6 protein-coding genes are annotated in these 5,547 nt (G+C 45.9%); all 6 read right to left on the bottom strand.

Features of this window, described 5'->3' with window-relative positions:
- On the bottom strand, positions 1-690 hold a 690-nt coding region (locus tag ABY436_RS18565; RefSeq protein ID WP_372740416.1), incomplete at its 3' end, for an alcohol dehydrogenase catalytic domain-containing protein.
- Between the two features lie 29 nt (positions 691-719).
- Positions 720-1,178 (bottom strand): hypothetical protein, encoded by a 459-nt coding sequence (locus ABY436_RS18560; RefSeq protein ID WP_372740415.1) that lies wholly within the window; start codon positions 1,176-1,178, stop codon positions 720-722.
- Positions 1,179-1,686: 508 nt separating this feature from the next.
- On the bottom strand, positions 1,687-2,124 hold the full coding sequence (locus ABY436_RS18555) for an SRPBCC domain-containing protein (protein ID WP_372740414.1): 438 nt from the start codon (positions 2,122-2,124) through the stop codon (positions 1,687-1,689).
- A gap of 93 nt (positions 2,125-2,217) precedes the next feature.
- Positions 2,218-2,553, bottom strand: coding sequence for a hypothetical protein (locus tag ABY436_RS18550; protein ID WP_372740413.1), 336 nt, complete (start codon positions 2,551-2,553; stop codon positions 2,218-2,220).
- A 513-nt stretch (positions 2,554-3,066) separates the two neighbouring features.
- Entirely contained in the window at positions 3,067-3,528 is a 462-nt protein-coding gene (locus tag ABY436_RS18545) for a VOC family protein (protein WP_372740412.1), read from the bottom strand.
- A 302-nt stretch (positions 3,529-3,830) separates the two neighbouring features.
- Positions 3,831-5,547 (bottom strand): cation:proton antiporter (locus ABY436_RS18540; RefSeq protein ID WP_372740411.1); only part of this gene is annotated, 1,717 nt, incomplete at its 5' end.

Below are 5,547 nucleotides of genomic sequence, written 5' to 3'. Positions count from 1 at the left end.
CTGCGATACCTTTTCATGCTTTGCTTCTCCGGCAATGGCGATAACCTTTGCACCCCTGCGTTTAGATAACTGCACCGAAGCAGAGCCCACACCTCCTGATGCTCCCACGACCAAGACCGTTTCGCCTGATTTTACATCAGCACGGTGGATCATGTTCTCAGATGTGCCATAAGCGCAAGGTATGCTGCCAAGCTCTGCATCCGTCCAGTCACAGATCACCGGGAACACTTCGCTCGCCCGGACTTTTACATATTGAGCAAACGCACCATCAAAATCTGATCCCATCCAGACATTATCTAAGGAGCCAAAACCGTGTTCACGAATACACGGACGAATAAGTACCCGCTTACCCATAAGCCCAACGTCAACATCGCTTGCCACACTCACCACTAGTCCACAGCAATCGGTGCCTTGAATCAACGGGAAAGACGTTTGCTTATTCCAGCCACCGTCTGCCTTTTGAGCCGCGAGCTCTTCCTTCGACTCCGATGTGTCGTTAGTAGAGCCCTTAACTGATGAAGAATACCATCCCAGCCTCGTATTGATCTCCGTGTTGTTAACGCCGGCAGCCAATACTTTAACCAACACCTCCCCTTTACTGATCTGAGGAACTGCAACCTCTTTGCAGACCAATTGCTCATAACCACCATTGCCGGTGGTTATAATAGCGGTCATAGAACGATCGAGCATGCTTTGAACTCCTTTTATCTTATGTCTGTTTAACTTCGTTTATCTGTTAAGTATATGAAAAGACCTAATGCTGATAAAAGGAATGCCGTACTGATAATAATTGCTACCGGGTAGTATAAATTACCGGCCAAATCCAATTGACTATATTTAATGACCATAATCAACCCTTCCAGAGATAAAGCAACGCAAACAGTTCCGATAAAACGGGGGAGTGTTTCCCGCAAGGTTCCGACAGCGTCTTTCTCATCGTCTTCGATAGGGCCTGAGTATTCTTTATTTATAATCAAGGCTAATTCAAAAACAGCTAATCCGATAATTCCCGTATTTATACTACTCAATAACACCTCAGTGATATTTTCTTTATTGATTATACCTTCCACAACGTTGAAAAATAATGAAAAAATAATAACCACAGCTAATCCAAAAAATATCAGTGTGAAAACTTTTGCAAAAGCCGTTCTTATTAATGACGCGCTTGAATTATTCATTACATCCTCTGGTAAAACGTAAAATATCCGTTTGAAAAAAATAGCAGCAAGCTACATATGCAGTTTTCGCTGATGCCTGGCTTCCACATCTGAAATATTCCTGGTTGCAAAGTAATATTAAAGTCTTGAAGTTTGAACGACCTAATCATAAGTCAAAGAGGGTATGATGCGTATCAATATAATTTATATATATTGGCCTCAACCGATACGAATCATGTTGATTTATTTGAGACGGCGCACACGTGTTACGAGGCAGGTCCTATCTATTGCTCCGCTCCAGGGAAACTCATGACGACCGCAGGCAGCGCCGCTGGCTGCCCCCTGCATAATTCGAGTCAGGATTGACGCATCACTATGACCAATAATACGGCTTGAGATTCTTCATAGTTCTTATTTGAAATGAACCCTCTGATATCATTAGCTTAACCGATTCAGACATTCCGCAGTTATTCAACTGCCACACAACCAGTAGACCTCAGTTAACGAAAAAAGCAGCACTGGGCTATCTTTAATGGCTTATTTGCACATCATTTGGGAACGGCCTACCTTGATTAGCTTCAAGGTAATCTTTAAGACTGAGTAAGAATACTGCCCACTTAGTGCTGCAATGTGCCAGAAAGTCAGTAGACTCTTTCCAATGAGAGTGCGTAAAACGAACATAGGTTTGGTCATCACCGGCTTGTATTTGGAAAAGTATTTCGGTGCCCATCCACGCTTCCGGTGTGCTACCAGAATGCTTCCAGCGCACTGTTTTATTTTCAACAAGTTCTGTCACTGAAAAATCAGGACCGCCGCCATTAAAACGAAATTTAATGATAGAACCAACATTGCCTGCCCCGGATATATCGTTAGTCCACCAATTAGTGAGTCCTTCATCTGTAGTCAATGCGTGATAAATTTTCTCAGGAGATGCCTTGATACCGACCTGGTGGTTAATTTCAAACATAATATTTTCCTGAATTGTGATTGGCGTTCAACACTCAAGAAGGCCACCAATAAGCGCCATAATCAGTGACAATTGCAACAAAAACCTAGCAAGCTAGTTTTTTGCAGGCTTATCGTCAGTCTCAAGCTTACCCGACAATTGACCAAGCACGTAACCAACAATACCACTGAGTATTGCCCCCGTAATATTGCCTTCAAGTCGGCCTGCTAAACTTAAAACAACCGTTGCAGCAATGACACCGATGACAGTAACAACTTTGAAAAATGCAGGACTTTTCAGGATACCTGAAATACTTTCATTTGATTTTGCCACTGAACTCCAGAACATGCCCCACATGACAACAAGACCAACCGTAGCGAGTATTGAAAGGCCCACAATATATTCGGCGGTTAATCCAACTGCGCTTCCGGCAACTATGTCTGATTCCATTATATCTCTCCGCTAATCCTTCTATGGCAAACCTACCGACCTGCACTCTTCACGCCTAACGCCTGAATCAGTCGCGCTATGATTAGAGACATCAGCGTCAAACGTCACAGATCATACCATTGCTACTTATCGAGCTATTTAGCTACATAGCTATCAGCAAACTTCGCGCCAATAGTCCTCATTACCTAATGGATTGAAATAAATAGGAATATCCTTCATCACAGCATCGCTCATGCATCTAAGCGGGTCAAAATTAACCCGCCATACTCAACAAACAATCACAAAAGGCTGATCTTTTTACGGACTATCAAAGGGTTACTAATGAACGGAGCCGGGGCATAATCAACCCGCCTATTGCAGGTATCAAAGGCAGTTACTCTCATTTTAAAAATGAAAACTACGAGGCCTTACAAACCTTACATCCTTGTGATTATTCAATTTAAAAAGAAGGGACTAAATAACTGCACGCCCCATTTATTCGCTTCAGAAGGCTCTGAAGTGTTAGCCGATATGTCATGCAAACATTGCATCGCAACGTCTCTGCATCTCGTCAAAAGTTACATCTTCGATGTGCGACATTATATGCCACTTGTGTCCGAAGGGATCCAGAAATACCCCCACACGTAAACCGTAAAATTCATCTTTAACCGGCATAGTTCCTGTTGCACCTGAATCAAGTGCAAGTTGGTAGGTTGCATCAACATCATCTACGTATAGGGCGATGGTTACAGGGGTTCCGCCTAAAGTCGCCGGGCTGGTGTTACCCCATTCGATATTCTCTTCAGATAACATGAATTTGGCATCGCCAATTTGCATCTCGGCATGCCCGATCACACCACCAGGCATCACCAAACGCCCGATCTCTTTTGCGCCGAATACCCGTGTATAAAACTGAATGGCAGTATCTGCACCTTTAATAATCAGATAAGGGGTAATACCATGATCGCCTTTGGGAATAGGTTTTGAAGTTGTCATTTTCGCTCTCCTTTTGAGGTTCGAGGATATGCTTTTATCAGGCCTTTCCCCTGCCTCGCAGTCACACTGAGCTAAAGGGCAATAAAACCAATAAAAGAGCAGATCCATGATTTTCTACGATAGCACTCTATAACCTTCCACTGAATCAAGTTAACCTAAAAACAATTGCGCGCATGTGATAAGTAAGCCTGAATCTAAAACTTACGCCCTCCAGGGCTATTTGATATGCGCGCTGTGTATCTTAAGTATTCAGAAGTTATGTATTCGCTGCCTGAGCATCAACTCAGGAGAAAATTCAATGTTCATCCCTGCTTGTTATCCTCTGTTTCCAGTACAGGCTTATAATCCCAATCGCGAACATCTTGTATTAGTTCTTCAACTTCTTCAGACGGAACTTCGAGTAACTGCAAGGCCATCTCGCCTAGACGCAGGCTCGCTTCAATTGTTTCCGGGTAGGCATAGCTTGCACCGGCTTTCAACAGACTCCCACTCATCTCAAGATCCCTGGCGCGCGCGATAACCGGAGTCTGCGGACAGATTCTTCCCAAAAACGAAATCGCATTCAACGCCGTGTGGGGGTTATCAACGGTAAGTACGACGAGAGCGGCACGATCCAAGTGAATGACAGAGAGTAATTCCGGATCGGAAATGTCACCAAAAGATACCTTATGCCCCATAGCCCTGCCTTGCTTTACCCGCTCCGGATCCGTATCAAAGGCCACAAACGGAATACCCTTTGAATGCAATAATACGCCAATAGTATGACCAACACGGCCATAGCCACCAATCACAACTTGCTTTTCCGGAGAGTCCAGCGAATCCGCAATTCCGGAATGCTCACCAGGCGGTCTGCCAACCATCCATGCCGCAATAACGCCATTAAAACGGATGAGCGCCGCACCAGCAATCAGCGAAAGTAGCACAGAAGTGATCAATATCTGCCCCAATTGCCCGTCGATCACAGAGGAGTCCAACGCGATAGCGATGAGAGCGAGACCAAACTCACCACCCACGCTTAACAATAATCCGGTGCGCCAGGCAACCTGAACATCAATCCCGCTCTTGCGTACCATCCCGGCCACGATCAGTAACTTGCTGGTCAGGATGAGCAATGCGCCGAGCAACGACCAATGCCATATTGGCAGTATCGCGGCTGGCTCAATAAGCATCCCGATACCAATAAAAAACAGCCCCAGCAATACATCACGGAAAGGACGTATGCTCGATTCAACCTGATGGCGAAATTCCGTATCGCCCAGCATCATCCCGGCAAGAAACCCACCGAATGCCAGAGACAAGCCCAGGCTGTTGGTAGCCCATGCCGCGAGCAATACGACTAACAGCACCGCCAGTGTGAAAATCTCCAGATTCATGCGTTTCGAAACCAGATGAAACAGGGGACCCAACAGCCAGCGTCCGGCAAAGAAAACCAGCGCGAATGCTACTACTGCTTTAACCAGCGCCCATACAAGGGCACCCAGCAGAACATCGGCTGCCACTGAAACACCCAGCACAGGGATGATCACCAAAAAAGGAACGGCGGTGACGTCCTGAAATACCGACATAGCGACTCCGAGACGACCATGCTGAGAGTTCTCTTCACCTTGTTCCTTCAACAGGCTGGCAATGATGATAGTCGAGGATTGGGCGAAGACAGCACCGAAGACGAACGCTGCAGGGACAGGCAACCCTGCGAGCCACACGAGTATTCCAACAAGCAAGGTAGTGAGGAAAACCTGGGCGCTTCCCAACCCAAGAACCTGATGCCGCAGCGCATTCAATTGGGGTAATGAGAAACTAAGCCCGATCGTAAATAGCAAAAAGACGACGCCAAATTCTGCCAGCGATGAGAATTGCTGCAATGCAACCGTTGGCCCCAGCGTATGTGGTCCAAGAATCACCCCCACCAGCAAATAGCCGAGACTGGTGGGTATCTGAAGGCGCTGAAAAGCCACAACGACAGCAATTGTCACGGCCAGCAAAAGGAGAATTTGTGTGAGATGTTCCATCATTAATTGT

Origin of the sequence: Neptunomonas sp. (assembly GCF_041601355.1) — a bacterium.
Lineage (GTDB): Bacteria > Pseudomonadota > Gammaproteobacteria > Pseudomonadales > Balneatricaceae > Neptunomonas.
Note: the sequence above shows the minus strand (reverse complement) of the source record. Positions and strands in the feature narration are given on the sequence as shown.